This is a genomic window from Synechococcus sp. R70.1 (genome assembly GCF_047461675.1).
GTDB lineage: Bacteria > Cyanobacteriota > Cyanobacteriia > Thermostichales > Thermostichaceae > Thermostichus.
Genome location: NZ_JANSHR010000002.1, coordinates 18684 through 43980, shown reverse-complemented (window position 1 = coordinate 43980; position 25297 = coordinate 18684). Strand labels below are relative to the sequence as shown.

25 protein-coding genes and 1 other RNA gene are annotated in these 25297 nt (G+C 60.8%); 15 read left to right on the top strand and 11 right to left on the bottom strand.

The window, feature by feature from the left end; genetic code table 11:
* Positions 1–627 (top strand): SDR family oxidoreductase (locus NW807_RS00240; RefSeq protein WP_414424948.1); only part of this gene is annotated, 627 nt, incomplete at its 5' end.
* Positions 628–854: 227 nt separating this feature from the next.
* On the opposite strand, the gene recR is transcribed toward NW807_RS00240, so the two are convergent.
* On the bottom strand, positions 855–1454 hold the full coding sequence (gene recR, locus NW807_RS00235) for a recombination mediator RecR (protein WP_414393157.1): 600 nt from the start codon (positions 1452–1454) through the stop codon (positions 855–857).
* 4 nt (positions 1455–1458) lie between these two features.
* Positions 1459–1788 (bottom strand): YbaB/EbfC family nucleoid-associated protein, encoded by a 330-nt coding sequence (locus NW807_RS00230; protein ID WP_414393158.1) that lies wholly within the window; start codon positions 1786–1788, stop codon positions 1459–1461.
* Positions 1789–1946: 158 nt separating this feature from the next.
* Here NW807_RS00230 and pyrE point away from each other — a divergent pair, with 158 nt between their 5' ends.
* Both pyrE and malQ read left to right on the top strand, forming a co-directional pair.
* Positions 1947–2561: an orotate phosphoribosyltransferase gene (gene pyrE / locus NW807_RS00225; protein ID WP_414405508.1), complete on the top strand. Its 615-nt coding sequence runs from the start codon at positions 1947–1949 to the stop codon at positions 2559–2561.
* A gap of 82 nt (positions 2562–2643) precedes the next feature.
* Positions 2644–4272, top strand: coding sequence for a 4-alpha-glucanotransferase (gene malQ, locus NW807_RS00220; RefSeq protein WP_414424947.1), 1629 nt, complete (start codon positions 2644–2646; stop codon positions 4270–4272).
* Here the strand turns inward: malQ and thrS are convergent.
* Complete coding sequence (gene thrS / locus NW807_RS00215) at positions 4250–6061, bottom strand: threonine--tRNA ligase (RefSeq protein WP_414424946.1); 1812 nt, start codon at positions 6059–6061, stop codon at positions 4250–4252. The genes malQ and thrS overlap by 23 nt on opposite strands.
* A gap of 173 nt (positions 6062–6234) precedes the next feature.
* Between thrS and NW807_RS00210 the strand changes: the two genes are divergently transcribed.
* Entirely contained in the window at positions 6235–7947 is a 1713-nt protein-coding gene (locus tag NW807_RS00210) for an HD domain-containing protein (protein ID WP_414424945.1), read from the top strand.
* A gap of 357 nt (positions 7948–8304) precedes the next feature.
* Positions 8305–8904 carry a pentapeptide repeat-containing protein gene (locus tag NW807_RS00205; protein ID WP_414424944.1) on the top strand — a complete coding sequence of 200 codons (600 nt, stop codon included), beginning with the start codon at positions 8305–8307 and terminating at the stop codon, positions 8902–8904.
* A gap of 75 nt (positions 8905–8979) precedes the next feature.
* Here the strand turns inward: NW807_RS00205 and NW807_RS00200 are convergent, their stop codons facing one another.
* On the bottom strand, positions 8980–10590 hold the full coding sequence (locus NW807_RS00200; RefSeq protein WP_414424943.1) for an S-layer homology domain-containing protein: 1611 nt from the start codon (positions 10588–10590) through the stop codon (positions 8980–8982).
* A 322-nt stretch (positions 10591–10912) separates the two neighbouring features.
* Between NW807_RS00200 and NW807_RS00195 the strand changes: the two genes are divergently transcribed.
* Positions 10913–11140, top strand: a complete 228-nt coding sequence (locus NW807_RS00195; protein WP_414393171.1) for an indolepyruvate ferredoxin oxidoreductase subunit alpha — start codon at positions 10913–10915, stop codon at positions 11138–11140.
* A 3-nt stretch (positions 11141–11143) separates the two neighbouring features.
* Here NW807_RS00195 and NW807_RS00190 read toward each other — a convergent pair whose 3' ends face one another.
* Complete coding sequence (locus tag NW807_RS00190) at positions 11144–11668, bottom strand: hypothetical protein (protein WP_414393172.1); 525 nt, start codon at positions 11666–11668, stop codon at positions 11144–11146.
* Positions 11669–11854: 186 nt separating this feature from the next.
* Here NW807_RS00190 and ssrS point away from each other — a divergent pair.
* Positions 11855–12040, top strand: a non-coding RNA gene (ssrS, locus tag NW807_RS00185) — 6S RNA.
* A 46-nt stretch (positions 12041–12086) separates the two neighbouring features.
* Here ssrS and NW807_RS00180 read toward each other — a convergent pair.
* Positions 12087–13964 carry a protein kinase domain-containing protein gene (locus tag NW807_RS00180; RefSeq protein WP_414424942.1) on the bottom strand — a complete coding sequence of 626 codons (1878 nt, stop codon included), beginning with the start codon at positions 13962–13964 and terminating at the stop codon, positions 12087–12089.
* Positions 13965–14087: 123 nt separating this feature from the next.
* Between NW807_RS00180 and NW807_RS00175 the strand changes: the two genes are divergently transcribed.
* Complete coding sequence (locus NW807_RS00175) at positions 14088–14924, top strand: inositol monophosphatase family protein (RefSeq protein WP_414424941.1); 837 nt, start codon at positions 14088–14090, stop codon at positions 14922–14924.
* Here the strand turns inward: NW807_RS00175 and NW807_RS00170 are convergent.
* On the bottom strand, positions 14879–15862 hold the full coding sequence (locus NW807_RS00170) for a glycosyltransferase family 2 protein (RefSeq protein WP_414424940.1): 984 nt from the start codon (positions 15860–15862) through the stop codon (positions 14879–14881). The two genes, NW807_RS00175 and NW807_RS00170, sit on opposite strands and share 46 nt — an antisense overlap.
* 247 nt (positions 15863–16109) lie before the next feature.
* Here NW807_RS00170 and NW807_RS00165 point away from each other — a divergent pair, with 247 nt between their 5' ends.
* The 6 genes from NW807_RS00165 (at position 16110) to NW807_RS00140 (ending at position 21055) form a co-directional block, all read left to right on the top strand.
* Positions 16110–16952 (top strand): leishmanolysin-related zinc metalloendopeptidase, encoded by an 843-nt coding sequence (locus NW807_RS00165; RefSeq protein ID WP_414424939.1) that lies wholly within the window; start codon positions 16110–16112, stop codon positions 16950–16952.
* An 81-nt stretch (positions 16953–17033) separates the two neighbouring features.
* A complete protein-coding gene (locus NW807_RS00160) occupies positions 17034–17315 on the top strand; it encodes a hypothetical protein (protein ID WP_414393181.1) in 282 nt (93 codons plus the stop codon).
* A 67-nt stretch (positions 17316–17382) separates the two neighbouring features.
* Positions 17383–17709, top strand: a complete 327-nt coding sequence (locus tag NW807_RS00155) for a hypothetical protein (RefSeq protein ID WP_414424938.1) — start codon at positions 17383–17385, stop codon at positions 17707–17709.
* Positions 17709–18602 (top strand): DMT family transporter, encoded by an 894-nt coding sequence (locus NW807_RS00150; protein ID WP_414424937.1) that lies wholly within the window; start codon positions 17709–17711, stop codon positions 18600–18602. Before NW807_RS00155 ends, NW807_RS00150 begins: the two co-directional genes overlap by 1 nt.
* Positions 18603–18606: 4 nt before the next feature.
* Entirely contained in the window at positions 18607–19689 is a 1083-nt protein-coding gene (locus NW807_RS00145; protein ID WP_414424936.1) for a glycosyl transferase, read from the top strand.
* Positions 19690–19720: 31 nt separating this feature from the next.
* Complete coding sequence (locus tag NW807_RS00140) at positions 19721–21055, top strand: class I SAM-dependent methyltransferase (protein ID WP_414424935.1); 1335 nt, start codon at positions 19721–19723, stop codon at positions 21053–21055.
* Here the strand turns inward: NW807_RS00140 and NW807_RS00135 are convergent.
* The 3 genes from NW807_RS00135 to NW807_RS00125 all read right to left on the bottom strand — a co-directional run bounded on the left by NW807_RS00135 (position 21052) and on the right by NW807_RS00125 (position 22922).
* Complete coding sequence (locus NW807_RS00135; protein ID WP_414405495.1) at positions 21052–21858, bottom strand: hypothetical protein; 807 nt, start codon at positions 21856–21858, stop codon at positions 21052–21054. The two genes, NW807_RS00140 and NW807_RS00135, sit on opposite strands and share 4 nt — an antisense overlap.
* Before the next feature lie 127 nt (positions 21859–21985).
* The gene (locus NW807_RS00130; protein WP_414424934.1) at positions 21986–22693 is read right to left on the bottom strand and encodes a low-complexity tail membrane protein; all 708 of its coding nucleotides are present in this window, start codon (positions 22691–22693) and stop codon (positions 21986–21988) included.
* A gap of 10 nt (positions 22694–22703) precedes the next feature.
* Positions 22704–22922 carry an NAD(P)H dehydrogenase subunit NdhS gene (locus NW807_RS00125; RefSeq protein ID WP_414393193.1) on the bottom strand — a complete coding sequence of 73 codons (219 nt, stop codon included), beginning with the start codon at positions 22920–22922 and terminating at the stop codon, positions 22704–22706.
* A gap of 106 nt (positions 22923–23028) precedes the next feature.
* On the opposite strand from NW807_RS00125, the gene NW807_RS00120 reads away from it, so the two are divergent.
* Complete coding sequence (locus NW807_RS00120; RefSeq protein ID WP_414405493.1) at positions 23029–23616, top strand: FHA domain-containing protein; 588 nt, start codon at positions 23029–23031, stop codon at positions 23614–23616.
* Here the strand turns inward: NW807_RS00120 and NW807_RS00115 are convergent.
* On the bottom strand, positions 23613–25172 hold the full coding sequence (locus tag NW807_RS00115; protein WP_414424957.1) for a cation:proton antiporter: 1560 nt from the start codon (positions 25170–25172) through the stop codon (positions 23613–23615). The two genes, NW807_RS00120 and NW807_RS00115, sit on opposite strands and share 4 nt — an antisense overlap.
* Positions 25173–25297: the final 125 nt, after the last annotated feature.

The following is a 25297-nucleotide window of genomic DNA, read 5'->3' as shown; positions in this document are numbered from 1 at the left end:
GTGCTGGCGGCGCGGCGAGAAGGGCCCCTAGCCACCTTGGCCGAGAAAGCAGTAGCCCTCGGGGCTGCTTCTGGAGTAGGGATCCCCACGGATGTAACCGACTACGCCCAGGTCGAGGCGCTGGTGACCCAAACCCTGCAGAGGCACGGGCGGATCGATGTGCTAATCAACCTCGCCGGCGCCGGCATCCTCAAACCTGCCCCGCAAATTACCCCCGCTGACCTGGAGCAGATGCTGGCGGTCAACCTCAAGGGCAGCTTCTACACCAGCCAACTGGTGGCCAACGCCATGCGGGAGCAGAAGTCCGGCCATATTCTCAACTTCCCCGGCATTCTGGGTCGCCACCCCATGGCCATGGCCTCGGCTTATTGTGCTGCCAAATTTGGCGTGGTCGGCTTTACCAAGTGCATGGCCGATGAGCTAAAGCGCTTTGGGGTGCGCTTTACCCTGTTTTACTTTGGCGGCATCGACTCGCCCTTTTGGGATCCCATCAGCCTCAAGGTGCAAAGGGACAAAATGCTCAGCCCCGCCACGGCTGCCGAGGCCATTCGCTTTGTCCTCACCCTGCCGGCCAATGCCGTGCCCAATGAGGTAGTGCTGCAGCCAGAGAGCCATCAGTTCCTCTAAAGCTTGCCAAGAGCACCTCCAGGCTAGAGGTGGGATCCCTGCTGGCTAACTTGGCAAGGCCCCTCTTGGCTGGGGGGCTAGAGAGCTACTTGCGGCTATTTGGGCAGGGTGTTTGGCGCCACCACCCGCCTCCCGGAACGCCTTGCCAGCTCTGATCCTATCTAGGAGAGTTTGGATCCTGGGCTTCACCGACTAGCTCCCCAGCCCGTCCTTCCGGCAGCCTGCTGCTACAGCTCCTGCCGCGCTTCCAAGGCTCGGGCCAGGGTAACCTCGTCGGCATACTCCAACTCCGATCCCATGGGCAGGCCAAAAGCTAGACGAGTCATGCGCAGGTTGGGAGCAACCGGCTTCAGGTAATCTTTAACCACATGCATGGTGACCTCCCCCTCTACACTGGGGCTGAGGGCAAAAATGAGCTCCTGGGGCTTCTCCCGCGCCACCCGTGCCACCAGTTCGCGGATGCGCAACTGCTCAGCCCCGATCCCATTCATGGGCGAGATCAAGCCCCCCAATACGTGGTAGAGACCCTTAAACTCGCGCGTTCGCTCTACGGCGATGAGATCCCTGACATCGGCCACCACGCACCAGAGCAGGCGGTCCCGCTGGGGGGAGCGGCAGATCTCGCAGGGATCCTCTGCCGACCAGTTAAAGCAGATGGAGCAGTGCTTAACAGTTTGCTTGGCTTCCAGTAGGGCTTGGGCCAGGGCCTCGACCTCGTGGGCGGGCCTGTTGAGCAAGTGCAAGGCGAGCCGCTGAGCGGTTTTGGAGCCAATGCCGGGCAGGCGCTGTAGCTCCTCGATTAGGCGAGCCAAAGGGCGAGTGTACACAGGATTAGCCCAGCCCCGGCAGGCTGATATTTGCCGTCAGTTCCTCCATGCGTTTGCGCATCGTCTCAGCCGACTGGGTGTAGGCATTTACCATTGCCGTCAGCAGCAAGTCCTCCACCACATCCACTGGCTCCTGGAGGACTTGGGGATCTATGGACACCTTAAGGGGCTCCTGGTTGCCGTTGACCGTCACCTTCACCAAGCCATTGCCGGCTTCGCCAACAATTTCCATTTCTTCTAGCTCTTTTTGCAGCTTTTGGGCGCCGTCGCGCACCTCTTGAGCTTTTTTGAGGGCTTCCTGAATCTTGCCAAAGGGTCCAAAGCCTCGCGTCATGGGATCCTCGTAGTTGAGAGACTCTGCTGTTCTACTCTACTCCTTTCCTTCCGTTGGTAAAAGTACCTGCCCTTCCAGATTGGATCGGGCTTCTTTGTTGGGCTGCCATCTTCGGCTATCGTTGCAACGAGTGCAGTGGAAAAACTTGGATCCCTGCTGTGTTGTTACTGGAGTGTTCCCCCTTAAACCTTTCCCCGGCTGAGGCGCGGGAGAAATTGCTCTATTTGCTGGCACAGCTGGCCTACCGCGAGGGATCCTTTACCCTCACGTCCGGGCGGCAGAGCTCCTACTACATCAACTGCAAGCCGGTCACCCTCCACCCCCAGGGGGCCTACCTGGCTGGATCCCTGCTTCATCGGCTATTGCCTCCTGAAACAGCGGCGGTTGCTGGGATGACGCTGGGGGCAGATCCCCTGGTGACGGCAGTGAGCTTGGCTTCTCTTTATGCCCAGCCGGCTAACCTAGCAGCCCTGATTGTCCGCAAAGAGCCCAAGGCTCATGGCACCCAGGCCTGGATCGAGGGGCCAGAACTGCCAGCCGAGAGTCGAGTGTGGATCTTGGAGGATGTCGTCACTACGGGTGGCTCTGCCCTCAAGGTTGTAGAGCGGGTACGCGCGGCAGGCTATCGGGCAGAAGGAATCCTCGCCTTAGTCGACCGGCAGGAAGGGGCAGAAGCTCGCTTTTGCCAGATGGGGATTCCCTTTCGCCGCCTGTTTACTCTCGAAGAGGTGCGGGCTTGCCACCGGGCTGTCGGTCAAGGCTTGAGGAGCTAGCTTGGGCGTGCGGGGACTTTCCATCAAGCTGCAAAAGTGACAGCATAGGCGGTGGAATACTTTTGGGCAAAAAGGCACAGCCATGCGCAGGGGCAGACTCAGTGGGATCCTCTTGCACCCCACTTCGCTGCCGGGATCCTTTGGCATTGGCGACCTGGGGCCGGCTGCTTATCGGTTTGTGGATTTTCTGGTAGAAAGCGGCCAGCGCCTCTGGCAGGTGCTGCCTCTGGGGCCCACTGGCTGGGGCAACTCCCCTTACATGAGCTTTTCTGCCATTGCCGGCAACCCGCTGCTGATTAGCCCGGAGCTACTGGTCGAAGCTGGCTGGCTGGAGGCCAACGCCTGGGAGGAGCTGCCCCAGTGGCCGGCCATCCAGGCGGGGGATGCTGAGCGGGTGGACTACGGGATTGTCATCCCCTTCAAGCTGGGTCTTTTGCAGCGGGCCTGGGCCACCTTCAAGGAAAAGGCTAGCGCTGCTGACTGGGAAGCCTTTCACGCCTACTGTGCCGAGGAGGCGGATTGGCTACCGGACTACGCTCTCTTCATGGCTCTCAAAGAGGTGTATGGCGAGCAAGAGTGGACTCAGTGGCCTCCAGCCCTAGCCCAGCGGGATCCCCTTGCTCTCCAGGAGGCCCGCGACCGCTACGCCGACGCAGTCACCCGCCAGATGTTTTGGCAGTATCTGTTTGCCCAGCAGTGGGGATCCCTAAGGGAGTATGCCCACCAGCATCAAGTGCAGCTCATTGGCGATGTACCCATCTATGTTGCCGCCGACAGTGCTGACGTGTGGGCCAACCGGGAGCTGTTTCAGCTCGATGAAGAGGGGCGGCCCCTATGGGTAGCCGGCGTCCCCCCCGATTACTTCAGCCCCACTGGGCAACGCTGGGGCAACCCCCTCTACAACTGGGAGGTGCTTAAGGCTCGCGGCTACGACTGGTGGATCCGGCGCATCCAGGCCATCCTCAAGCAGGTGGACTATGTGCGCATTGACCACTTCCGCGGCTTCGAGAGCTACTGGGCTATTCCCAGCAAGGCAGAAACGGCGGTGGAAGGCGAGTGGCAAAAGGGACCGGGAGCGGATTTCTTTCAGGCGTTGGCCGACAAGCTGGGGGAAATTCCAATCATTGCCGAAGATCTAGGAGGAGAGATTACGCCAGAGGTGGTGCAACTGCGGGATCAATTCAGCCTGCCCGGCATGAAGGTCCTGCTATTTGCCTTTGGCGCCGGCCCCGACAACCCCCACCTGCCCCACAGCTACGAGCGCAATTTCGTCGTCTACACGGGCACCCACGACAACAACACCATAGTGGGTTGGTTTGAGGATCCGGATCGCCCGGAGTGGGAGAAGCAGAACCTGCTGCGCTACCTGGGCTGCCAGGGATCCGCTGGCATCCACTGGGATCTCATCCGCCTAGCCCTTGCTTCCGTGGCCGATTTGGCCATTATTCCCCTCCAGGACGTAATGGGCTTGGGGGCAGAGGCGCGCATGAACTTTCCCGGCAGAGCCGAAAACAACTGGGCCTGGCGCTACCGCGAGGAGATGCTGCGCCCAGAGCTGGCCCAGCGGCTGGCCGAGATGAGCGTGACCTATGGACGCATCTCTCCCCATGATCTAGAACAACGGCGGGCGGCCCTGGCCCAGGAACGGGCGGCTGCAGCAGCCCCAAGAAGTCATTCCCAGGCAGGTTCTACTCAAGCGCTTGCGCCTTAGCCAGGAACTCAGCCACTGTCAGGGATCCCAGGTCTTTTCCGTGGCGCTGCCGCACGCTTACCGTGCCGGTTGCCTGTTCTTGTTCTCCCACGATAAGCATGAAGGGGATCTTGGCCTTCTCGGCATTGCGGATCTTTTTGGGCAGGCGCTCGCTGTCGGCATCGATGTGGACGCGGATCCCCTGTTCCCGCAGCTGATCCCGCACCTGGAGGGCGTAGCCCAGGTATTGGTCGGAAACGGGCAAAATGCGCACCTGTTCCGGCGCAAGCCAAAAGGGAAAATCCCCCGCATACTCTTCAATGAGGATCCCGATGAGCCGCTCCAGCGAGCCAAAGGGAGCGCGGTGGATCATTACCGGCCGCTGCCGGGATCCGTCTTCAGCTATGTAGTACAAATCAAAGCGCTGCGGGTTTTGGTAGTCTACTTGCACCGTGCCCAACTGCCACTCCCGATCCAGCGCGTCGCGGAAGATAAAGTCCAGCTTCGGCCCGTAGAAAGCTGCCTCTCCGATCCCTTCAAAATAGGGCATCGACAACTTCTCCACGGCACGGCGAATGGCATTTTCAGCCATGTCCCATTCTTCCGGCGATCCCAGATACTTGTCAGACTTGGGATCGCGAAAGCTAAGGCGGGCACGGAAATTCTTGAGTTTGAGCTTGTCGAAGACTACCAGAATTAGATCCACAACATTGAGAAACTCCTCCTCCAACTGATCGGGCCGGACAAAGAGATGGGCGTCGTCCACCGTAAAGCCGCGAACGCGGGTCAGGCCCCCCAGTTCCCCCGACTGTTCGTAGCGATAGACGGTGCCGAATTCGGCATAGCGCAGCGGCAAGTCGCGGTAGGATCGCAGCTCCGATTTGTAGATCTGGATGTGAAAAGGACAGTTCATCGGCTTCATGACAAAGCCTTGCTCTGCCGCCCGCGCTTCCTCGCTTTCTGCCATCAGGGGAAACATGTCTTCCCGATACTTTTGCCAGTGGCCGGAGATCTTGAACAAATCCACGCGGGCAATGTGGGGGGTGACCACTGGCAAGTAGCCCCGCTTGAGCTGCTCTTGCTTGAGAAAATCCTCCAGCACCCAGCGCAGAAGGGTTCCCTTGGGAGTCCAAAGGGGCAAGCCCGGTCCCACCTCGTCGGAAAAGATAAATAGCCCCAGCTCCCTGCCCAGCTTGCGGTGATCCCGCTGCTTGGCCTCTTCCAGCCGCCGCTTGTATTCCTTTAGCTCCTCCGGCGTCTCCCAGGCCGTGCCGTAGATGCGCTGTAGCTGAGGCTTGGTTGCGTCTCCCCGCCAGTAGGCGCCGGCCACGCTGAGCAGGTCAAAAGCCTTGGGGTTGAGCTCGTTGGTGTTTTCCACATGGGGGCCAGCACAGAGATCCCACCACTCGTCCCCCAGGTGGTAGATGGTGATGGGCTCGCCTTCGGGGATGCTCTCAAGGATCTCCAATTTGTAAGGTTCGCCAAGAGCCTCGATGCGGCGTCTAGCTTCTTCTCGAGTCACTTCCTCGCGGATCACCGGCAAGCCTTTTTTGATAATGGCCTGCATCTCCTTTTTGATGCGCTCCAGATCTTCCGGCGTGAAGGGCTCGGGGTGGTCGAAATCGTAGTAGAAGCCGTAGTCGGTTGTCGGGCCGATGGCTACCTTCGCCTTGGGAAACAGCCTCTGCACCGCCATAGCCATCACATGGGAGGTGGTATGGCGAATGCGCTCCAGCTTGGGAGACTCCTGAGTGCGCAGCAGCTTGAGAGGACTACTGGCCTGTTGAGGCGATTCGGCTGGTCGAGACATCGGAACCCGCGGTAACAACTTCGTACTTAATCTTAGGCTGAGGCAAGGGCAGCCCCAAGGAGGACAACCAACAGCCGGGTGGCTGAGATGCCCCTAAAGCCAGCGGTTGACCAAGAAAAAGGGGCAAAAGCGCACAGTATTCTAGAAGGTGTTGCCACCCCTGCATTGGCTTCATGAGCCTCTCGCCCGCCAACCTCGCTACACGCTCTGCCGCCTCTGAACTGAAGCCGCTCTCCATTGCAGACGCGGGAGCTGCCCCCGTCATCGCCGCCATCGATGTGGGCAGCAACTCTCTGCACATGGTGGTGGTGCGCATCAACCCCCACATCCCCAGCTTCACCATCATCTCCCGCGAAAAAGCCACCGTCCGCCTGGGGGAGTTTTGCAGCCAGACAGGTGCCCTTACGCCTGTTGCCATGGAACGGGCGCGGACGGCTCTGGAGCGGTTTTGCCGCATTGCCGAAAGCTTTCAGGTGCAGGATATTGTTGCGGTGGCCACCAGTGCCGTGCGCGAAGCCCCCAATGGGCTGGAGTTTTTGAAGCGGATTGAGCGGGAGCTGGGCCTGCGGGTGGAGCTCATCTCAGGGCAGGAGGAAGCCCGCCGCATCTACCTGGGCGTGCTCTCGGCCATGGAGTTCCACAACCGGCTGCACGCGGTGGTGGATATCGGTGGCGGCTCCACTGAGCTGATTTTGGGCAACGGCCAAGAGCCGGAGTTTCTGCGCAGCATCAAGGTGGGAGCGGTGCGCCTGACCCAAGCTTTCCTGCACCACGACCCGCCTACGGCTGGTGAGCTGCAGGCGCTGCGGCAGCATATTCGCGGCATGTTGGAAGCTCCCATCGAGCAGATGCGGCGCATTGTCGAGTCGTCCCCCCAGGCGGGATCCCTGGCCTTGGTGGGCACCTCCGGCACCGTGGAGTGCCTGGCCCAGTTGGATGCCCGCCGCCGCCTGGGCGATCCCCCCACTCGCCTGCACGGGTACAGGTTTAGCCTGGAAGCCCTGCGCGGCTACATCAAGGAGCTGCGCTCCCTCACCGTGGCCGAGCGGCAAAAGCTACCTGGCCTAGGGGAAAGGCGGGGAGAGATTATCCTAGCTGGGGCGGTCATTTTGGAGGAAGTGATGACCCTGCTGGGGGTGGAGCAGATCCAGTTTTGCGAGCGGGCCTTGCGGGAAGGGCTGATCGTGGATTGGATGATCAGCCAAGGGTTAATTGAAGATCGGCTGCGCTACCACAGCTCGGTGCGGCGGCGTAGCGTCCTCAAGTTGGCAGAAAAATACCAAGTCGAGATCCCCTATGCCGAGCGGGTGGCAGAATTTGCCCTCAGCCTTTTCGATCAAACCCGTGGCATCTTGCACGGCTGGGGATCCCGGGAGCGAGCTCTCCTCTGGGCGGCGGCCATGCTGCACAACTGCGGCCACTTCATCAGCCATGCCGCCCACCATAAACACTCCTACTACCTCATCCGCCACGGGGAACTCTTGGGCTTCAACGAGGAAGAGGTGGAGGTGATTGCCAACCTAGCCCGCTACCATCGCAAGTCGCCCCCCAAGAAGAAGCACGAGAACTTCCAGCGCCTCACCAACGAGCGGGATCGCCAAGTGGTACTGGAACTTAGCCCCTTGCTGCGCATAGCCTGTGCTCTTGATCGCCGCCGCCTGCAGGCCATCCAAGCGGTGCACTGCCGTTTCCAGCTTTTGGGAGAGGGCCCCCGCCGTATGGAGCTAATTTTGGATCCCAAGCATCCCAACGACGACTGCGCCCTAGAGCTGTGGAGCTTGAACGAGAAGAAAAAGGTCTTCGAGCAACAGTTCAAGCTGCAGGTAATTCCCAAACTGTCCACCCAGATCCAGCCCAGCGCCGATCCCTTTGAGGTAGCCGTCTAGCCAGGGAGTACATTCTGCACAAGTAGACTCAAGACTTGGCTCTACTCAGACTGTTGGAATTGGCGACAGTTGGAGGGTCTGCTGATTACGGCAAAAATTTGTGGGTGTGGATTTCACTTCCATGGCGGCTGGGTGGGATCTATCTGGGCTCGGCTCCACTAAGTGCTCGTCTCTATCGGCCCAGAGTGCTTGAAAGAATCCCTGCTTTTGAGGGGGCTGACTTACTCTCACGAGGCAGCATGGGGCTGTTGAGGCCAAGCTAACGTCTAGCCAGGAGGCAGTACGGTGGCGGAAAACTTCAATACTGTTTCGGGCGGACAAGGGCCTGGCGGATTGGATCGAGCCTTGGGTAACCTGGTGGCTATTCGACAAGCCCTGGCCAGTCCGGATCCCCAGGTCCGCATCGAGGCCCTTAAAGAGGCTCTCCACCATGGAGAAGAAGGGGCGCAGCTTCTCATCAAAGCCCTGCACGAAGATGGGGATTGGGAAGTGAAGTTTGCTGCTTGGGAGACACTCCTGAAATCGCTTGATCCCCGGCACGTGCAGGTGGCAAAGGAGTACCAGCTCCTCCGCCTACGCCAGGTTGGAGATGTTCGAGCACGGTACGATGCTGGCGAGCGCGACTTCCGCTGGGCTGACTTGAGGGGGGCCGACCTAGGCGGAGCCAACCTGGGCAGTGCCAACCTAGGCGGGGCTATCCTAGCCAAGGCCAATCTGAGAGGGGCCCTGCTGACTGGAGCCAATCTAAGCTGGGCTGACCTGACTGGGGCTAACCTGAGCGGGGCCGAACTGGTGGGTACTCAGCTCAGAGGGGCCAACCTAACAGGTGCCAAGCTTGACTTTGGATGGGAACGGCTCAAAGATTTGACGGGCACGATTCTTCCCGATGGGACATACCATCCTTGTAGCCCCAAGGTCTATGGGGTGTTGGTTGAAAAAGCGGCAAAGGCGTACTAGATCTCCCTGCGTCAGGAATCATGCTGTTTTTAGTTGGCCCCTCCCACACGGGCCAGCCCTAGAGAGATCGCATGGTCAAGGAGCAATGGTAATGGGCGAGGGGCTGGTTTGGATGGCCCTTTGCCCGCCCCGCTCCAAGATTACCTCGATGATGCCGTTGTTAACTGGCTGCATGTTGGAGGGCAGTTGCTGCTGAGTTTCATAGAGGCCCGGTGCCACCTCCCGCATCTCTACCTCGGGAGTTACCCCGACAATACGAAAAGCGGCCCGCCCTCCGGGATCCCCTTGCATTGTTACTCTGAGGATCTCGCCCCTGCGCAGGTTGGTGCTGTTGGTGGTAACGCTGAAAATCCGAGGCGGCCCGGCGACCACAGGCCCAGAAGCCGGCTGAATGGTGGGGCGGGTTCCTTTGGATCCATCGATTGAGAAAGGAAAGATCTCCCGGTACTCCTGGCTGAGGCCGTCTTTGGTAAGCACAACCCGCAAGGTGGGATTGGTGGCCTGGTGGGTGGGAGCCACCACGTAGGTGCCCTCGTAGTGGTGAGGCCGCACCTCCCGCATTGGCTGGTTTAGGGCCAGGTTGCCCAGGTCAAATTGGGCAACTCCTCCTGAGTCCCCCCAGATGGCGATGGTGAGGATATCTCCTTCCACTAGGTCGCGCTGGGGATGCAGGCGAATGGCCGTGATGCGAGGGCCGTGGCTGGCGGCCAGGGGGGTAGGAGGGGCAGGGGCCGGCTGGGGCAGAGGGGTTGAAGAAGGGAACAGTGGCTCTACTCGTGGGGGAGCGACCTTGCCCAAGGCCAACTGGGGGAGCCGCCGCTGAACACGGGTCTCCAGCCCGTTGAGGCTAAGTTGAATGCGGATGTCGGGGCTAAGGGCGCTATCTTGGGGGCCAAGGGTGTAAACGGCGCGGTAGTAGCCAGGCTGCACCTCCTCCATGGGCAAGCCCCGCACCAGGTCGCCGATATCCACGCTGGCCTTGCCGTTGGGGGTGCCCTGGGCCTCGACCGTCAGGGTTTGCCCTGGCAGCACCACTCCCGCTTCAGGAATGACTCGTGTTTGCAAGATTTCAGGCTGAACGCTTTTGGCCACTGGCGCCGGGGAAGGACGCAGTTGGGCTACTGGAGGCGGCAGAGGCGGCAGCTTTCCGCGATGTACCAGCGCCTGGTGCAGCAGCACTGCTCCTTCACCACGGCTGAGGATCCGGTTGGGCCGCAGCTTGGCGGGATCCGGCACATTCACCAATAGGCCCGCTTCCCCTGCCATAGCCACAAGAGCTCGCCCCACCTCTGGCACCTCAGCAGCATCGGTGTACAGAGCCATCCAGCGCTCGATGTCAGCCTGGCTGGGAGCAGGCAATCGCAAGGCCCGCACCAGGATGGCTAGAGCTTCTAGGCGGGTGAGATCCCCTTGGGGGCGGAACTCGTTGCCTTCGTAAAGACGCATGGCCCCTGCCTGTAGCACCGCCTGCGCCGTCCAATAGTCAGGGGTATTGGGCTCAAGGTCGCGAATCTCTTGCACCTGCTTGGGGTTGGGCACGTAGCCGAAAAATTCGGTTAACCACCGGGCCAATTCCAGGCGGGTGAGAGGGGCTGACAGTGGCTCCCGGGTCAGCACCAGGTCTGTTTGGCGCTCCAGCGCTGCCACGTAGGCTTCAGTCCAGGCCAGCGAGGCTTGCTGTTGCACACCTTGGGACCAGGTGGGTAGGCTAGCACTCGACCAGGCGAGCACCCAACCTAGGCCTAGCGCCAGGGGCCACGAGCACCGCATGGCTGCCGCTCCCGTTTAATTTGGATTCCCTCAGGGAAAGCTTAGCCCAAACTTCCACCCTCTCTCCCCGCCTTCGCTAGCAGTTGCGGGTGCGCTCTTTGGCGGTGGCTCCCCAAGAATTTACGCTCGTTTTCGCCTAGAATGACAAAGCCATCCGCCATGCAGGGGCAGAGGGCGGACAGACTTGAGGCTAGCTGCCTTGGCCAACAGGACTAAGAAGCGTCCGCGGGAGGGATCCATGCCGCACACCATTGTTACTGACGTTTGCGAAGGCGTTGCCGACTGCGTGGAGGCTTGCCCGGTTGCCTGTATTCACCCTGGGAACGGCAAAAATGCCAAAGGCACCGACTACTTCTGGATCGACTTTGCTGCTTGCATTGACTGTGGCATCTGTCTCCAGGTTTGCCCCGTAGAGGGCGCTATCCTCCCCGAGGAAAGACCAGAGCTGCAACGAGTACCCAGCTAACCTCTAGCCCAGAGAGGCCAAGGCCAAGAGGCCACTGGTCAACCAGTTCAGGGAAAGGATCCCTCCCAGAAAGGCCATCGGGATCAGGCCTACCAGACGCCACCACTCTAGATCCAGGGCCACCGCCGCCGCCCGCACCTGCCAAACCCCAAACCACACCAGGGCCACCAAGCCCAACAGGGATCCGGCAACCCCGCCCAAAGCTTGGGCAGGCCCCAGCAGAAGCCAGGGCAGGCCGGCAAAACCCGTCAGGCAAAGCAGGGCCGCAAAGGAGGGGGCAGCCCGCCCAAAACAAAAGGCCAGGCCCTGCAACAAAGCTGCCAAGCTCACCCAGCCCAGGAATCCCGCCAGGACTGCCAGTACTAGGCTCGGCAGGTTGAACCCGAAGCGGCGAATGGCCTCGAGGAGGTTAAGCAGCGCTACCACCCCAAACGCCTGCCAGAGGACAGGCTGTTGCCGCAGCAAGCGAAAGGTACGTTCTGGCAGGAACCAGGCGCCGTAGATGTTGTCCAACAGAGAACCCAGCATGGCTAGAAGGACGTTTCAATAGGGACATTCCAAAACGGATGCACGCAGAGATTCTCCCCTTTACGGGAGCTACCTAACCCGCATGCCCCTACCGTACCCCAAAAAGCCACAGAGCAAGGGATCCGAAGAGGGACTTCTTGCTAGGCCCTTGACAGATCCCGCAGGGGAATGGGGTAAGATTGCCAAAGGATACTGAGGCGTTGGTGACTGCCGTTATGTTTTTGCGATCGATACCCTTTGGCAATTAGGACGGGTGTGGATGTGAGAGTAGTAAGCCAAACTTGGTTTGGAAACTATCAAAATCATCCCCGATGTCCTATCGTGGATTTTCCAGGTCGAAAACAACGGTAAAACGGCGCAAACAGTATCCCTAAGGAGGCCCTCAGGAGAGGGCTTTCTTGCTGTTTTGGAGTCTTTACTACCTGCGGCACCAATACAAAAGCACAAGAGCGCTAAGGGGACGGGTAGAGGCCAAAAGACCTGCAAGGAGCAGCAACCAGGGGTTCCCAGCAGAGCTAGCCAACAGCAAGCCTATGAGCAAAGCCGCTCCTCCCCCTTCTGCCCCTGCTGCTAAGAGCCAGGCCCAGGCAACTTTCCCCTGTCGAGCCAGTAGGATCCCTTGCAGCCCACCGACGCCAAGACCCACCAGCAAGCCGCGTAGGGGGCTAGCCATCGCTGGGAGGATCCTCTGGATCCAGGGATCGTTCGGATCCAAGACAGGGATCACCCCCTCCACCTGAGGAGCTAGGAGATCTGCCGCCAGCCAACCCACAGCTGTAGCCAGCAGCGTAGCTGCCACCCACCACCAAGAGACCTGCCGCCGCAGCACTGCCCACTGCAGTAGCCCCGTCATCAGGCCAAGACCAGCCCCAACCACCGCCCCCTGGAGGGATCCGAAAGGAACCAGCAGCGGAGCCAAAGCCGCCAACCCTAGGTAGCCGCCGCCAGCTGCTGCCCCATTGGCCAAAAGCCAAGCCCAGGCCAACCTTCTGCCCCGCCGAGGTGTAGCTGTAGGAAACAGGGTAGGTCTGTGGTCAGAACCCACCTGCTGCTCGACCTCGCGTAGCCCCTGTTCTGCAAAGGGATTGCCCGGTTCCAGCCGCAGCACCCCTTGGTAGTCCATCTGGGCAAGACCCCAATGGCCTTGCCGTTGGTGAGCCAGGCCGCGGTAGAGATAGTAGCGGGCGTCGTTGGGAGTTTTCTGGATCAGCTCGCTGAGGAGGCGGACGGCCTTCTTGTACTCGCCTGCCTCGATCCAATGCACGGCTTGCTGCAGCTTTTTCTCATCTGCCTCCGAGCTGGAGGGAGCCTGTGGAGTCCCTTGCCCGCCAAAGCCCGCGGGGATACGCCGGGGAGGGGTCTCCTCTTGCCGCGGAGAATACACAGCCTGGAGCTCTTGAGCCAGCTCTTCCATAGTGGCGGGGCGAAGGGCAGGGTCTTTCTCCAAACAACGCAGCACCACCTTTTCCAGCGCCTCGGGGATAGGGTGAGGCAGGGGATGGTCTCGCAGGGGACGGGGCTGCTGAAAGTTATGGACGTGGTACCAGCCCTGCAAGGTATCGGTGTCGGGCTCGAAGGGAAGCTTGCCAGTGAGTAACTCGTACAGCACCACCCCCAGGGAGTAGATGTCGGAGCGGGCATCTAGTTTTTCTCCTCGCATTTGCTCCGGGGAGGCGTAGACCATCGTGCCCAGAAAATAGCCCGTCTGCGTCAAGCGGCGAGAGGCTTCTCCCATGAGCTTGGAAATGCCGAAGTCGAGGATTTTGACCCGCTCCTTGCCGTCAGGACCCTTTTGCACGAAGATATTGCTCGGCTTGATGTCGCGGTGGATAACGCCGCGAATGGAGTGTTTGCCTAGATCCATGTGGAAGTTGTGGGCATGGTGCAAGGCTGAGCAAATTTGCAAGGCCAAGTTCACCACCCGCTCAGGAGGCAGAGGGCCCTCTTGCGCCAGCACGGAGTCCAAACCTTGGCCCGTGTAGGGCTTGGCGTTTAGGTACTCCATCACCAGGTAGGGCTGGTTTTGGTACAGGCCGTAGGAGCGTACCTGCACAATGTTGGGGTGCTCCCCCAGCAAAGCACTTACCCTTGCCTCGTCCAGGAAACGCTGCTGCAGTTGCTGGTAGTACTCCGGCCCCATGTCCGGCGGCGGCGGGCGCAGCAACTTGACAGCTACCACCTCGTTGCCAAGCTGGGTATCCACTGCCTCGAACACCTGGCCATACCCCCCCTCACTGATGGGTCGGATCAGCCGGTAGCGGTTGCCAATCAGTTGTCCAATCAGTTGCGGGTTCATGGAGGAGGAAGGCCGGCTGTGGCAGACCTGTCAGCGATTCTAGTCGGCTTGGAGCTGAAGGCGGTCGGGGAAGAGAGGATCTGGCTGCTCCTGGGCTACTTAGGCTGCCGCTAGGATTAGAGCATGGAGCTTTCCTCCTTTTGGCGCGAGGTCACCGAGTTTGCCCTCCAGCTGACAGCCCGGGTGGGCTCTCAGCTTCTAGCCGACTTTGGCCAGGCACGCTCCATGGAGAAGGCGGATGGCAGCTTAGTAACCTCTTCCGACAAGTGGGCTGATCGAGCCTTTCAGGAGGCAATTGCCGCTGCTTATCCGGATCACGGCTACTTGAGCGAGGAGTCGAACCACATCTTCCCCGAGACAGAGTGGTGCTGGGTGGTGGATCCCCTCGATGGCACCACCAATTTTGCCCACGGGATCCCCATCTGGGGCAGCTCGCTGGCGTTGCTGCACTGGGGCCTGCCTGTGTTTGGCTGTGTCCATTTGCCACCTATCCGCCAGACTTTTTACGGCTATTGGCCCCAGTTTCCCGGGGATGCCCCAGCAGGGGCTTTCCTCACCCGCCACGACCGGCATCCTGCTTGTCCTCAACCCATCCGCCCCAGCACCGCTCCACCCGGCCCCAACCAACTGTTTAATTTTTGCTCCCGCAGCGGCCATTGGATTAGCCCAGAATTTCCCTGCAAGGCGCGCATGCTAGGGGGAGCTGCCTACAACTTGCTCTTGGTGGCTAGCGGCAGCCTTTTGGGCGCGGTGGAGCGCTCGCCTAAGATCTGGGATGTGGCGGCAGTGTGGGCTATTGCTAAAGGAGCTGGCGCAGTGTGGGAGCCTTTGGGCCCGGCTGACCCGGATCCCGGCCAGCCTTTGAGGGTGGGCAAGGACTATGGCCAGCTGACCTACCCGACGCTCTTGGTGGCTCAGGCAAAGTGGGTGCCGCTGTTTCGCGCCTTTATTTCCCTGTAAGCGGCATAAACTGCTTGCACGTTATACCAGTTGAGAAAGAAAATCCGACACAGCTCTAGGGCCAGTTGGGATTGTCCCTTCTGGATTAGCCAGCGCAGCAGCGGTTCCAGTCGCTTTTCGTTCAACCAGCCCCCCAGCGACAGCAGGCCCCAAAGGATTTGGTGCAGGGGCGTTAGCTGGATCATGAAACGCACCGCCCAGGTGGGGTGTTTTTGGTAGAAAAGGATGCCCATGCGGCCCCGCTGCCGCTCCCGCTCAATGAGCGCTGGAAGTTGCTGCAGCTCAAAGGGGGGGTGCCAGTGGTAGCCAGTGGCCTGGGGGCACTTGACCAGGCGCAAGCCCAGGCGCTTGAGCCTCACCCCCAGCTCCAGGTCTTCCCAGCCATAGAGGTGAAACCGCTCGTCGAAGGGGCCGGCAGGGGTTTCGCAGACCTGCTCTAGCCAGTGGCGAGCGATAGCCACATTGCCGGTGGCAAAAAAAGCGGCCGAAAAGTCGGTGAGCTTGAAAGGCTCGGAGCGGGGATCCTGGAAGTTGCAGGTGTTGATGACCCGCCCGTAGGTGAAGACCTTGGCTTCGTGGGGCGAGTTGGGATTGCCGGTAACCCCATGCCGCCGCAGCATCTGGGCATGGGCGGCCAGGAAGTGCTCCACCACCACTAGGTCGCTATCGATGAAGACGATGATGGATCCCTGGGCGTGGCGAAACCCCAGGTTGCGAGCTGCAGCAGGGCCGCGGTGCTCTTGGCACAAGAGTTTCAGCGACGGCAAGGCCGGCAGCTGGCTCTGCAGCCATTCCACCGTCCCGTCGGTGGAGCCGTCGTCTACCACCACCACCTCGTAGCCGTCGTAGGGGCCGGGCTGCTGTTGCGCCAAGGCTCGCAGACACTGCTGCAAGATGGGAAGGCGGTTGTAGGTGGGAATGATGACGCTGATGTACACCGAGGATCCCTAGCGCTGCAGCCAATGTTAGCGTTTCGGAGGCTTTTTGACGGCCAGCCCAGCTATGGTTGTTCAAAAGAAGAGGGCAAAGCATTTCCTGGGGCTGCGGCAACTTGGACGCCGAACCTGGAGCCTGCGCCTGCTTGGATTCCTCATGGCTGTGCTGCTACTGCTCCTCAAAGCGTGCGGGGGAAGAGGGGGTTTCTCTTCCTTAGAAGCCCTTCCCCCTCCAACTCTGCCTTCGCCAATGGCTGCTCCTGTTTCCCAGTTCACCATTGACGTTCGTTTCCCCGACAGCAGCCTCACTCCCAGCCAACAAGCCATTGTCCGCAGCGCGGCCTTGAGGTGGCAGGAGATCATCATCGAGGATCAGCCGGATCTGCCGCCTACCACCATCCGGGCCGACGAGTGCGCTGCGGGGTTCCCCAGCACCCCCCTTGATTTCCCCATCGACGATCTGCTGGTAGAGGTGCGGGCGAGAAACCTGGGCAACGAGCGGATTTTAGGGGGAGCCGCTCCCTGTTTTGTGCGGGCCTCCAATGGCCTGCCTTTCTACTCCGTTGTTGTGTTCAACAGCCAAAACCTCTCGGCTTTGGAAGAGCGGGGGGATCTGCCCATCACCGCCCTGCATGAGCTGGGCCATGCCCTTGGCTTTTTGCCCAGTGTCTGGAATCCCAAGGGGCTGACAGTGGGCTTGGCGGGGCGGGATCAGCCGACGCCGCCGGGCTATGACCCCCGCTTTGTCGGCCCGCGGGCAGTTGAGGCTTTCTCCACGCTAGGAGGCAATGCCCCTTCTGTGCCGCTGGAGAACCAATTTGGGGTGGGATCCCGCGATTCCCACTGGCGGGAGAGTGTCTTGGGCCGCGAGCTGATGACCAGCCGTCTCGACCGGGGCGTGCCCAATCCCTTGAGCATCCTCACGGTGGGAGCCATGGCGGATATCGGCTATAGAGTGAACCCAGCAGCAGCCGATAGCTTTGAGCTGGGGCGCAGCCGGGTCATCTTGGAACCCCTGGAGCTGCAGGAGCTGGAGCTGGCCCTACCTCTGCGGCGCTTTGACGCCACTGGCAGAGAGGTGGGGGATCCCTGAGCCTAAGAATGTTTACCCATAGCCAAGGTGCTCGACCTCAACAATAATGAGTGTTGGGTTGCATAACTTTCGCAATTGGCTATGGGCATTCTCAAAAAGCTGTTCGGTGGTCTTTTTTCCTTCTTTGGCATCCTCTTCGGCGGCCTGGTGGATTTTATTACCGGGCCTTTTCGCCCGGCCTCAACCCAGCCGGCAGCTTCCTCCAAGCCTGCCCCAACGGCTGCGCCTGCTAAGCCTAAGGTGGTGGTCGAGAAGCCGTTTGTGCCCAACGAGATCCCGGCTCCGCGTCCCAACCGTCGCCCCGGCCCAGCTTTGGATCCATTCCGCGCCATGGCCCAAGAGATCCTCTCGGCGCGGGCCTAGATTGCCCGACTTTGTGAGGAGCAGCCCGTAAGATGGAGGTGGCTCTGGATCCTAGAGACTGCTCCCTATGTCAGAGCAAGAACGGCTGAAACAGCTTGAGCTTGAACTGGAGCAGGCGACTGCGGCTGCTGCTAGGTCGCGGAGCTCGTCCCAGGGCAAAGCTGCCCTTTGGGCTTGGGTTGGGAGGTGGGGGCGTCCCCTGCTGCCGGTCTTGGTCATCCTGGGCTGTATCCTGCTGGTTGGGCTAGTCTTTCGGGTGTTCGTCACCCTTCTCAGGTGGGCGGTGGTGGCGGGGCTGGGCTACCTGCTCTACGCCTGGGTGGTGGCACCGCGGTTGGGCCTTTCCACCAAAGCGAAGCCGAAGCCGGAGGATCGAGATCTCGACAGCTTCTAATGCACAGGGATCCCCGCCGAGCCTATGCCTATCTGGCGGCAGCCATCTTGGGTTGGGCCACGGCAGCCAGCGCCTTTAAGTTTGGTTTGCAACACCTTGCGCCGACGGCCTTGCTGATTCTTTCGGCGGGCAGCTCCTGCCTAATCTTGGGGATGGCTCTGGTGGTAACAGGGCGGGCGCATCTTGTTGCCCAACAGAAGGGATCCCAGCTTGCCCTGTCGGCGTTGCAGGGGCTACTTAACCCGTTTGGCTACTACGGGGTGCTCTTCCAGGCTTACGATCGCCTCTCGGCCCAGGCGGCGCTGGCTTTGAACTACACCTGGCCGCTGGTGTTGGCTCTCTTGGCGGTGCCGCTGTTGGGGGAGCGCCTGCGCGGGCGGCTGCTGCTGGCCTTGGGAACAAGCCTGCTGGGGGTGGTGCTGGTGGCCACGGGGGGATCCTGGGGCACCTTGCAGGTGGAGGATCCCTGGGGGGTGGTGCTGGCAGTGGGCAGCGCCGCTATTTGGGCTCTCTACTGGCTGCTCAATGTGCGGGATGGACGGGATGCCCTGCTGAAGCTGTTCATGGGATTTCTCTTCGGCAGCGGCTACTGTCTGCTACTGTTGCCGTTTCAGGAGCTGAGGTGGACAATGGCAGGGCTGGGCTGGGCGGCCTACATCGGCTTGGCGGAGATGGGCTTGACTTTTGTGTTCTGGTTGCGGGCGCTGGAGCTAGCGAACGAGCGGGGATCCCTGGCCAATTGGGTCTATGTAACACCCTTCTTGTCGCTGGGGCTGATTGCGGTGCTGTTGCGGGAGCAGATCGCTCCCGGCTCCGTGCTGGGCCTAGTTCTCATCTTGGCCAGCAACCTCTGGGTCTCCTGGCGGGAAAGACCTCAGCCTGTTCTTTCCTGAGGCTATGGCAGTGAAGCCGGTCCCTCTGTATGTGGCGGCAACGGCCCATGGGTTTGGGCATGTCACTCGCCTGGCGGCGGTGGTAAACGCTTTGCGGCGGCGGGATCCCAATGTCCTGCCCATTTGGGTGACACCAGCCCCCCGCTGGCTCCTGGAGCGCTATGTGGAGGGGCCGTTTCTCCATCGACAGCGGGCCCTGGATGTAGGCGTGGTGCAGCCCGATGGTCTGCAGGCAGATCTGCCGGCTACGTTAGCTGCCCTCAAGACGTTCAAAGCCGGGGCTGAGGCACTGATTCAGGAAGAAGCGGAGTTCATTCGCGCCCAGGGGATACCCTTGGTGTTGGCGGACGTGCCGCCGCTGGCTGCAGCAATTGCCCAGGCCGCCGGGATCCCCTGCTGGATGGCGAGCAACTTTGGGTGGGACTTTATCTATCAAGAGTATGGCCCCCAGTTCCAGCCTTTTGTGGTCTGGATCCGCGAGCTGTACGGGCGGTGCCAGCGGCTGTTTCGCCTGCCCTTTGCCGAGCCCATGGGCGCCTTTCCCTGCCAAGAGGCAGTAGGGCTGACGGGGTCGGATCCGCGCTACTTGGCAGAGGAGGTGGCCCAGCGCCTGGGGCTAGAGCGAGAGCGACCCACGGTTTTGTTGACCTTTGGCGGGCTGGGGTTGCAGGGCTTGCCCTACGGGCGGCTGGAGGATTTTCCCGACTGGCAGTTTCTCACCTTTGACCAGCAGGCTCCTGCCTTGCCCAACCTGCGAGTCCTAGACGGTCAAGTGTGGCGGCCAGTGGATGTGATGCCCCTCTGCCGCTGGGTGGTGTCCAAGCCGGGCTATGGCACCTTGGCAGAGGCACTGCGCTGTGGCACGCCCATGGCCTGTGTCAACCGCTTTGGGTTTGCCGAGTCGCCCCTATTGGTGGAGGGATTGCGGCGCTACGGCTGGCATCGCATCCTCTCTGCCGAGGAGTTTTTCGAGGGATCCTGGGACTTCTTGCGGGATCCCCCTCACCCTCCCCAGGCGCCGGAGGAGCTGGATCGCGGGGGCAATGAGGCCATTGCCGGCGCTATTGCGGCCTTCCTGGGGCAGTAGCATAAGAAGCAGCTTCCTAGGAGCGGATCCCATGGCTGGCAGCACGACTGAGTCTTTGCGGCAACTCTACGAGGAACTGCCCTATCCCAACGTGCCCCTCGAGACGTCAGGCCGCAACGCCATCGACAGCCTGTACCGCCTGAGCTGGACGACGGCCCAATACGCCCGTACCCGCGCCATCCTGCCCAGCGAGGGGATCACCATCCTCAATGTCGGCTGTGGCTCTGGCTGGGAGACCTTGCTCTTGGCGGAGGCCAATCCAGGGGCGCGGCTGGTGGCCTGTGATCTGGCGCCAGAGTCAGTGCGAGCAGCCGAGCGGCGCCTGCGCTACCACGGGTTCGGGGAGGTGGAGCTCTACGCCCTAGACTTGTTGGAGGTCGAACGGCTCGGGTTGCAGTTTGACTTTATCAGCCTTAACGATGTGCTCTATTTGCTGGACGACCCGGTGGCTGGGCTAAAGGCCCTCAAGCGAGTGCTCAAGCCAAACGGGATCCTGCGGGCCAACCTACACCACGCCTACCAGCGGGAGGTAATCTTCCGCATGCAGGAGGCGTTCCAGCTGCTGGGCCTGTTTGAGCTGCCCACCCCCGAAGCCTGCCGGCGGGTGCGGGAGTTTATGGCCAGCCTGGCCTCCGACGAGCTGCGGGCTGCCCTGCACTGGGATCCCAAGATCTACAGCGACGACGGCAACATCCGGGCCAACTACCTCTTGCCTGGGGACAAGGGATTTCTGATCCCAGACCTAATGCGCATGCTCCAAGAGGCAGAGCTGGGCTTGGTTTGCCTCGTGGACTACGCCGACTGGGATCCAGCGCTGCTGTTCAAAGACAGAGCCATGCCGGCTTGGCTAGAGGCGGAGCTGGACAAGCTCTCTCCTGCCGAGCAAAACCACCTCTACGAGCTGATCTGCCCCAACCACCGCCTCATCGACTTTTGGGCGGAGCACCCTGGCTCTTCCCTGGTCTTGCCCTGGAGTGATGAAGACTGGCTGAGAGGCAGGGTACAGCTCAACCCCATCTTGGCGGACAACGCTGAATTTCGCCACAACTTCGCCCAGGCCCACGAAAAAAAGCAGGAGTTTGCTATGAATTGGCCAGGGGCTAGCCGCGGGCGCCTAACCATTCCCGGGGCCCAGATGGCCTGGCTGGGATCCCTGTTGCAGGGGCCAACGGCGGTGGCCAGCCTCATCGAGCAAGCAGCCCAAGCCAATCAAATCGACCTGGAAGCGGCTCAGGAGCAGGTGCTCACCTACCTGGCAGGGCTGGAGTCGTTTCTGTTTGTGATGTTGGATCCCACCCCTTCCCCAGATAGGTCAGAAGAGGGAACGCTGAACTCCGCTGCAAAACGGCAACTGCCGGCAGGCTAGGCCCAGGGATCGTCGTCGAAGGGGCTCTCCTGCCAATAGCCACCTGGCTGGGTTGGAGGAGACTGCTGAGGTGGGGGCGGTGGGTAGCCAATTGGAGGGGAAGGCGGCGGTGTGGGGATGGGAGTTGGCTTTTCCATATCCTCAAGCCGCGGCAGGTCAGCAGGTTTGGGCTCGACCCCGAGGCTTTTCAGCTTGGCCTGGGCCTCTTGGATCTGGGCGTTTAGCTCTTCCAAGTAGGCGCGGTAGTGGTTGACGGCCTCTAGGTATTGCTGAGCTTTGCGCTCGTTGTCTTTGATCACCGCTTCCAGCTCTTTGTTGCGGACGGTGTAGTCGGCCTCCTGGTTGGTAAGGTTTTCAATGGCCTGGTTGAGCACAGCTCGACGGCGCTCCAGTTGGGCAACAATTTCCGAGAGCTGTCGTTCCCGTTCGCTGAGGCTGCGCTCGCGGTTTTGGGTTTGCTCCAGTTGAAAGGCAACTTGGCTGAGTTGTTCGCGCAGGTGCATCACCTGGGGCTCGATCTCGTTGCGCTCCTGCTGCAACTCAAAGACCCGCGCCTCCAAGTTCTCTTTTTCCTGCTGCAGCACTTCTCGCTCGTTCAAGAGGCGGGTATAGAGCTGGTTGAGGAAGTCCACTTCCATCACCACCTGGCTGAGCTGGGTGGCATATTCCCCCACCAAGGCCAACTCCCGGGCCAGGTTTTGGGTTTCGCTGGTGGCTTGGTCAGTGAAAAAGGGAGGAAGCTGGGTGGTTTCTCGGAGGCGTTGGGCAAATTGCCTGAAGCGGAAGGAAAAGTTGCTCGCCATGGCCGGTGCAATAGCCTCGAAGTCGGGAGAATGCCGATGGTCTGGATCCCATCCAATCTAACATCGAGCTGCAGCCTCTTCGGGGCAGAAACCTGCCCTCAAAACTCGGCTAAAGAAAAGCTGGGCTTTAGGGTGTGGCTGTCGTGGCCGAGGAAGCTGGCCCTGGGGATTTGGGCTCCAGACCGGTTTCCACCCCTGCCTTATGGTTGGTTGGGATCCTGGCCAAACGGCGCAGCAGCCGCTGCAGCAAAAGGTTATGGCGATTGCCGAAGCTGGAAAAGCGGCTTTCAATCTCTTCAGCAGGGATGGGGTCGATCTGGGCCAGCTCCAGATCGCTCAAGAAAAGAACCCGCGCCACAGCAAGAGGGATCTGCAAAAACACATTGGCTCCCCAAAAGCCAAAGGCAGCAATGACTAGACCCGCTAGCCGACTGCCATCGCCGGGAGTAAGGGGGGCAAAGAGAGGTGCCAAGTCGTAAAGACGCTCGAGAACCTCTAGCAGTAGGAACGCCGCCAACACCGTCAAGATCTTGTGTTCCGGGCTCACAAAAGCAGCCAGGATGCGGCGCTGGTCAGGGGAGAGCTCCTCCGGAGGAAAGGCGACCACCCACAGGCTGAAGACATTGAAGGGCTTGCGCCACTGCATGGCTAAAACCGGCCCAATGCCTGCCACCGCCACTGCGGCCTGCTCCACGCCCACCGGCAGGAGGGGATCCCCCATAGCCAACCCAACAAGAGTTAGCCCCATCCACAGGGGGAAAAGGAGGATCCCAGCAGCGTGGATCCAGAGGAAAGGTTCCTGCCAGTGGCTGCGCATGGGAAGTCCCAGGGACACCCAAGCAAAGCTAGCGGCGGGACTTGTCCACCACTTCCAATTCTGTGAGGCGGAAGGTTACCAATTTATCCCAGTTGCCGCCTTCAAAAAGGACGGCAGCGTGGTCGTCGGTAACCCGCTGCACCTGGCCCTCAAAGAGGTAGTAGGTATCGTTGGGGTTGATGACCCGCACGGCAACGCCAGGGTAAATCGGAGGAAGCTCCTGGAGAAGGGAGGAAGGTGCAGTCATAACCGGTGTTTACGATTCCTCGCGGGCAAAAAGCCCTACCCTATTATAGGGGTATAGGGAAGACCCTCTTTGGCCCCTCCGTTCCTGGCCAAGCCAACCCCAAGCCATGCCTGCCGACCCAGTTTCCCAAACTTGGCACGTTTTGGTGATCGACGACGAGCAGGGAAGGCGAGCGTTGGCCCTCAGTGCCGCCACCTATTCTATTGGCAGGGATCCCAGCAACGCCATTGTCATTCATTCGGCGGCTGTTTCTCGGCAACACGCCCTGCTCTTGCGGCTACCGCAAAAGGACGGGCAGTACACCTACCGCTTGCTGGATGGGAATATCGAGGGCAAGCGCAGCACGAACGGCCTCTCGGTCAACGGGCAGAGATGTTTGAGCTGGGATCTCAAAGACGGGGATCAAATTCTGTTGGGAGAGCAGGTGCGGCTGCAATACTACGTTCGCCGCTCTTCTGAGGCCGACTTGCAGCAGTACCTCCAGGAGGTAAGCTTCCGCAGCCTCAAGACCCCAGTCCTGGATCGGCGGGCAACCACGCTGCAGCGGTTCGAGCCGTCCCCAGTCCAAGTAGCACCGCCGGCGCAGGCAGCGGCCAAGGTTGCAGAAGGGGGGCCGAGCTGGCGCAATCCTATCCGGCTGCTGGTGCAGGCCATCTGGCGGCGCCTATGGGCGGAGCGGCAACCGTTCCATTAACTCTCAGGAATACCCAGCCGTTCCGAGGCCGGAGGGACAGGCTCTAGGGTGCCCTCAGCCCCTTGGCGATCTTGCTCTGTAACCTCGGCTTGGAGTTCTAGGAGAGAGGAAGGGGCCTCTGGAGCTGCCGTGGTGGCTGCTGTTGCTTCTCCACCCCCCAGCACTCCCCGCAGCCAGAGGGGGGCAACGAAGGTGGTGGCAATCACCATGACAATGATGCTGACGTCGAGGGCGTCGGAAAGAACACCGCTGGCCGATCCCACGCCGGCAAACACCAGGCCCACCTCACCGCGGGGAATCATGCCCACGCCGACAGCGTAACGGCTGAGGCCCGGCTTGCCAAACGCCCCCAGGCCAGCGGCCAGCTTGCCGAAAATGGCAACACTAACCAAGAAGGCGGCAATGATCAACCCTTCCCGGTTGGCAGGGAGGGTGGGGTTAAGGACGGCGAGGTTGGTTTTGGCCCCAACACAGACGAAGAAGATGGGCACCAGCAGGTCGGAAACGGGTTTGATCTGTTCTCCTAGCTCTTGGCGCTTGTCCGTTTCCCCCAAAATCAAGCCAGCGGCAAAGGCGCCCAGAATCGCCTCCAGGTGGATGGCCTGCCCCACGTAGGCCAATAGGAAAGCCAACACCAGAGCCGGCAGAAGGGGGTTGCCGCGGGTCTTCAGGTGGCTGAGGAGAGCCACAAAGTAGGGGCTGAGGAGTCGCCCCAAGACAATAGAGCCGACCAGAAAGACGACAGCGCTGACAAGGATGAGGCCCACATCGGCGACATCAACCTCGCCGGTTTTGGCCAAGCTCGCCACCACGGCCAAGATGATAATGCCCAACACGTCGTCCAGCACGGCAGCGCCAAGGATCACCTGGCCTTCGGGGGAGGTGAGCTTTTGCAGCTCGGCCAAGACGCGGGCGGTGATGCCAATGCTGGTTGCCGTCAGAGCTGCCCCCGCAAAGATGGCGGGGATGACGGGCACATGAAAAAGGTAGAGCAGGCCCAGTGTTCCCGCCGCGAAGGGGACAGCAACCCCAATAACGGCTACAGCCGCCGCCTGCGGGCCAACCCGCAACAGTTCCCCCAGATCGGACTCGAGGCCAATTTCAAAGAGGAGGATAATGACCCCGATTTCCGAGAGGACCTCGATGATCTCAGCCTGGGAGGCAAACACCGGCACCAGGGATCCCTCGTCAAGGCCAGCGGTGGCCTGTAAAAGTTGCATAAGAGCCGAGGCATGGGCCAAAGCAGGCAACGTCTCAGCAGAAGGCGGCCCCTCGGGAAAAACCAGCAGCCCCAGGGCAGAACCGCCCACCAGGACACCCCCCACTAGCTCGCCCAGTACGGGAGGAAAGCCGAAGCGGACGGCTATTTCCCCGGCAATGCGGCTGACCAGGTAGATAACCACCAGTGCCAGCAGCACCGCCACCAAGATCACAGGAGCGAGGTTGTCTCCCCCTGGCGGCTCAACGGAAGCAGCGGCTTCGACAGCTAGCAACACCGGATCCAAGACCCTCCCATGGACAGCTTTCCATCTAGGCTGGCCTCCGCAGAGCAGCATCTCTAGAGTCGCTCTGCCAGGAGACTGTTCCAAAGGCTAACCTCCTGCGTAGCCTGCTGGCAATGCCTAGGGGGCACGAATAGCGCCGGCTACCTTACGATGGGCGGAGGCCATCATCCACCGCT

Bases quoted from the DNA above. Each gene is read 5' to 3' on its own strand.
- NW807_RS00230 (WP_414393158.1), bottom strand. From the start codon at position 1,788: ATGACGCGAGGCTTTGGACCCTTTGGCAAGATTCAGGAAGCCCTCAAA.
- malQ (WP_414424947.1), top strand. From the start codon at position 2,644: ATGCGCAGGGGCAGACTCAGTGGGATCCTCTTGCACCCCACTTCGCTG.
- thrS (WP_414424946.1), bottom strand. From the start codon at position 6,061: ATGTCTCGACCAGCCGAATCGCCTCAACAGGCCAGTAGTCCTCTCAAG.
- NW807_RS00210 (WP_414424945.1), top strand. From the start codon at position 6,235: ATGAGCCTCTCGCCCGCCAACCTCGCTACACGCTCTGCCGCCTCTGAA.
- NW807_RS00195 (WP_414393171.1), top strand. From the start codon at position 10,913: ATGCCGCACACCATTGTTACTGACGTTTGCGAAGGCGTTGCCGACTGC.
- NW807_RS00190 (WP_414393172.1), bottom strand. From the start codon at position 11,668: ATGCTGGGTTCTCTGTTGGACAACATCTACGGCGCCTGGTTCCTGCCA.
- NW807_RS00180 (WP_414424942.1), bottom strand. From the start codon at position 13,964: ATGAACCCGCAACTGATTGGACAACTGATTGGCAACCGCTACCGGCTG.
- NW807_RS00175 (WP_414424941.1), top strand. From the start codon at position 14,088: ATGGAGCTTTCCTCCTTTTGGCGCGAGGTCACCGAGTTTGCCCTCCAG.
- NW807_RS00165 (WP_414424939.1), top strand. From the start codon at position 16,110: ATGGCTGCTCCTGTTTCCCAGTTCACCATTGACGTTCGTTTCCCCGAC.
- NW807_RS00160 (WP_414393181.1), top strand. From the start codon at position 17,034: ATGGGCATTCTCAAAAAGCTGTTCGGTGGTCTTTTTTCCTTCTTTGGC.
- NW807_RS00155 (WP_414424938.1), top strand. From the start codon at position 17,383: ATGTCAGAGCAAGAACGGCTGAAACAGCTTGAGCTTGAACTGGAGCAG.
- NW807_RS00150 (WP_414424937.1), top strand. From the start codon at position 17,709: ATGCACAGGGATCCCCGCCGAGCCTATGCCTATCTGGCGGCAGCCATC.
- NW807_RS00145 (WP_414424936.1), top strand. From the start codon at position 18,607: ATGGCAGTGAAGCCGGTCCCTCTGTATGTGGCGGCAACGGCCCATGGG.
- NW807_RS00140 (WP_414424935.1), top strand. From the start codon at position 19,721: ATGGCTGGCAGCACGACTGAGTCTTTGCGGCAACTCTACGAGGAACTG.
- NW807_RS00135 (WP_414405495.1), bottom strand. From the start codon at position 21,858: ATGGCGAGCAACTTTTCCTTCCGCTTCAGGCAATTTGCCCAACGCCTC.
- NW807_RS00125 (WP_414393193.1), bottom strand. From the start codon at position 22,922: ATGACTGCACCTTCCTCCCTTCTCCAGGAGCTTCCTCCGATTTACCCT.
- NW807_RS00120 (WP_414405493.1), top strand. From the start codon at position 23,029: ATGCCTGCCGACCCAGTTTCCCAAACTTGGCACGTTTTGGTGATCGAC.
- NW807_RS00115 (WP_414424957.1), bottom strand. From the start codon at position 25,172: ATGCTGCTCTGCGGAGGCCAGCCTAGATGGAAAGCTGTCCATGGGAGG.